Annotated in this window: 3 protein-coding genes; all 3 read right to left on the bottom strand. The window is 66.4% G+C overall.

Annotated elements, in window-relative coordinates; translation table 11 throughout:
• Positions 1-187: 187 nt before the first annotated feature.
• Genes ABD714_RS22970 through ABD714_RS22960 form a run of 3 tightly spaced genes read right to left on the bottom strand, consistent with a single transcriptional unit; the run spans position 188 to position 3,037 of the window.
• Positions 188-1,180 (bottom strand): tyrosine-type recombinase/integrase, encoded by a 993-nt coding sequence (locus tag ABD714_RS22970; RefSeq protein ID WP_344814794.1) that lies wholly within the window; start codon positions 1,178-1,180, stop codon positions 188-190.
• Positions 1,173-2,102, bottom strand: a complete 930-nt coding sequence (locus ABD714_RS22965; protein WP_344814793.1) for a tyrosine-type recombinase/integrase — start codon at positions 2,100-2,102, stop codon at positions 1,173-1,175. The genes ABD714_RS22970 and ABD714_RS22965 overlap by 8 nt, the downstream gene beginning before the upstream one ends.
• Complete coding sequence (locus ABD714_RS22960; protein WP_344814792.1) at positions 2,099-3,037, bottom strand: tyrosine-type recombinase/integrase; 939 nt, start codon at positions 3,035-3,037, stop codon at positions 2,099-2,101. The genes ABD714_RS22965 and ABD714_RS22960 overlap by 4 nt, the downstream gene beginning before the upstream one ends.
• Between the last annotated feature and the right edge of the window lie 167 nt (positions 3,038-3,204).

The following is a 3,204-nucleotide window of genomic DNA, read 5'->3' as shown; positions in this document are numbered from 1 at the left end:
TCAACGGACGGCTCGAACACCTCCGCGGCTCAGCTCTCGGGTTCCGCAACCTCACCAACTACGTCGCTTATGCGAACTTCCGCATAAGCGATGGTATGTCGACCCGGTGGTTATGTTGACCGGTTCCGTGAGTCCTTGCTTTGACGGGTGCCGTGGGTCGAGCTGGTCAACATAACCATCGGCGGCGTTACCGGTGTGCGAGGAACGCGAGCAGGGCATCTGATGCTTGGTAGCGGGCCGGAGGCCGGCCGTCGATCGTGGGGAGGCGGTCGAGGGTTCGACGTTTGAGTGCCAGGTCGGCGTGGAGATAGACCTGCGTGGTCTGGATGTTCGCGTGGCCGAGCCAGAGCGCGATGCTCGCGGTGTCGATCCCGGCGTGCAGGAGTGTCATCGCGCAGGTGTGTCTCAACGTGTGCGGGGTGACGTTCTTCCCGCCCAGTGAAGGACAGCGCTCGGCCGCGGCCGCGACGTTTCGGGCGACGAGCTTCGCGACCGCGGCCCGGGTCATCGGTCTCCCTGCGTGGGTCGGGAACAGTGGCATTGCCTGCTCGGTAGGGAGTTCGGCAATCCAGGCGGTGAGGAACTTGACGGTGTTCTTCTTCAGCGGGATGACGCGCTGCTTGCGGCCCTTGCCGACGCATTCGAGTTGACTGTGCGGGCCGATCTGGATGCTGTCGGTGCGCAGGCTGATCAGTTCGCTGACGCGTAGCCCGGTCTCGATGCCCAGGCGTAGCAGGAGTCGGTCGCGTCGCCCGATCCAGGTGCTCGTGTCCGGGGCGGCGATGATTGCTTCGGCTTCGGGAACGGTGAGGAACGACACGAGCGTCTTCTTCGTGCGTTTCGCGGGGATCGCGAGGACCTGGCTGATCGTAGCGATCGAGTCCGGTGCCCGGTAGCTGGCGTAGGTGAAGAATGACCGCAACGCTGCCCGGCGGGCGTTGCGGGTCGCGGCCGAGTTCCCGCGGTCGGTTTCCAGGTGCTGGAGGAACCCACCGATCAGGTCCGCGTTCAAATCAGCCAACATCAGGTCGGACGGTGCGACCCCAGTCGCTCGCTGAGCGTAGAGCAGCAGCAACCGGAACGTGTCGGCGTAGGCGGCCTTGGTGTGAATGCTGGCGTTCATGTGCCGCTCGAGTTTGTCGGTGAAGAACCGTTGCAGCAGGGGCGCGAGGTCACTCATCCTCGCCTCCGCTGGTGTGCAGGCGTTCGGCGAGGGCCGCAGCGAGTTCGGGTGTGTTCGACAGATACCAGTAGGTCGCCTCCGGGCTGACGTGTCCGAGCCAGGCCGAGAGCACCGGCATCATCGCGTCGACGTCGCCGCCGGCACGGATGTGCCCGATGAGGGTGTTTGTCGCGAACGAGTGACGCAGATCGTGCAGCCTGGGTGCCGGCGTTGTGGCGCTGCCAGCCAGTCCCGCCAGGGTGCGGATCTCCTGGAAGGTCTGGCCCGCCGTCGATCTCGCGATCCGGGTGCCGCGCCTCGCGACGAACAGCGCGGTCGTCTTCGGGACCGGGAACGTCTGATCGCGCAGCCGCTGGTATCTGTGGATCGCGGCCATCGTCGTCGGGTGCAACGGCACGAGGCGGGACTTGCCGAACTTGGTGTCCCTGACCCGCATCCAGCCGCTCCGACCGGACTCGTCAGCGCTGATGTCGTCGTCGTTGAGGTTCCGGGCCTCACTGATCCGCAACCCAGTCACGGCGAGCAGCCCGAGCAGGGTCTGCCACGATGCCGCACGAACCGTCGGCGTCACCTTGCCCGCCGCAGCCAGCAGGGAGTTGATTTGCGCAGCGGTGAAGATCAGCGGTCGACAACGATGACTGCCGTAAGGGTTCCCATCGACCAGCGGGACCTCGGTGCCGGGATCGAACCAGGCGACGTGCTCGGCGAACTGCCGGATGTGGTTCAACCGCTCCGCCAACGTCCGGCGCGTGAACTGCGAAACCCATGCTGTGGCCAGATCGCGACGGATCGTGGACTCACCGTGTTCCTCCATCCAGGACACGAACGCGTCGAGCGTCGTGCCCGGCGCGGTGAGCTTGAACCCGAGCGCCCGACGGGTGGCCAGGTAGCTGTCCATGAGTTCGCGCAGCTCGCTCATCGTCCCCACCGCCCCAACGCCGCGGCCGGCCATTCCCCGACGAGCTGGGTGAGCCGGTTCTTGTCGACCTTCGCGTAGATCGCGGTCGTGCGCAGGTGCGCGTGCCGCAGCAGACCTTGGACCTCCTGCAAGGTAGCGCCGGAGGCGAGTGCTCCGGTCGCGAACGTCTGCCGCAGCCGGTGCGGGCCGAACTTCGTGACCCCGGCCTGGATGCAGATCTGCCGGACCGTCCCGCAGACCCCGTTCGCCGTCAACGGCTGCACCGGATCGATGACGGTCCAGAACACCTCATCGCCTTGGACCCGGCCGCCGCGCCCGTAAAGCACGTAGTCCTCCAACGCCTGCCCGACCTCATCGGGCAGAGGCAGCTCGTCCATCCGGTCGCCCTTGCCGCGGGCGCGCAAGCTGCCCGTCTGCCATCCGATGTCGTCCAGCCGCAGAGCGGCGATCTCGCAGGCCCGCAGCCCGAGCCCAGTCAACAGCAGCAAGATCGCCCGGTCCCGAAGCCCTTTCGAGGAATGCAGGTTCAGACTGTCGAACAGCGCCTCGATCGTGCCCGCCGGGACCGGGTCCGGGATCGAGGACAGCCGCCATGCGGCGGCGTGCGGCACTACGCCGGAGAAGTTCTGCCCCGTGCGACCCGAGCGGTGGCAGAACTGCAAGAACGAACGCAGCATCACCATCTGCTTGCCCAACGTCGACGCCTTCAGCCCGCGACTCGCTTCGAGGTTCACCCACTCGATCACCGTCGCGGCCGTCAGCTGCCCCAACGAATGCTCCGTCGGCGCAGGAAGCCACTCCGCGAACCCCGCAACACGAGCGGAATACGCGGCGGCGGTGCGTTCCTGCGCTGACCGCTCCCGCAACAGCCATGTCTCGAACTCGTCCAGCACGTCACGCGCGTCCGCGCGGCGCTGATCACGATGAATCGCCATGCCGGTCCTCCTCGACCCGCCAGGCGATCCCGACGATCGCCCAGTCAGATCAAGCGAACCCCGGCCCAAACCGCCGATGGTTATGTTGACCAGCTCGACCCACGGCACCCGTCAAAGCAAGGACTCACGGAACCGGTCAACATAACCACCGGGTCGACATACCATCG

Origin of the sequence: Microlunatus aurantiacus, from assembly GCF_039536605.1 — a bacterium.
Lineage (GTDB): Bacteria > Actinomycetota > Actinomycetes > Propionibacteriales > Propionibacteriaceae > Microlunatus > Microlunatus aurantiacus.
The sequence above is the reverse complement of the archived record's forward strand: the minus strand, read 5'-3'. Positions and strand labels throughout refer to the sequence as shown.

Excerpts from the sequence above, each read along its gene's own strand:
- ABD714_RS22960 (WP_344814792.1), bottom strand. The coding sequence starts at position 3,037 with ATGGCGATTCATCGTGATCAGCGCCGCGCGGACGCGCGTGACGTGCTG.
- ABD714_RS22965 (WP_344814793.1), bottom strand. The coding sequence starts at position 2,102 with ATGAGCGAGCTGCGCGAACTCATGGACAGCTACCTGGCCACCCGTCGG.
- ABD714_RS22970 (WP_344814794.1), bottom strand. The coding sequence starts at position 1,180 with ATGAGTGACCTCGCGCCCCTGCTGCAACGGTTCTTCACCGACAAACTC.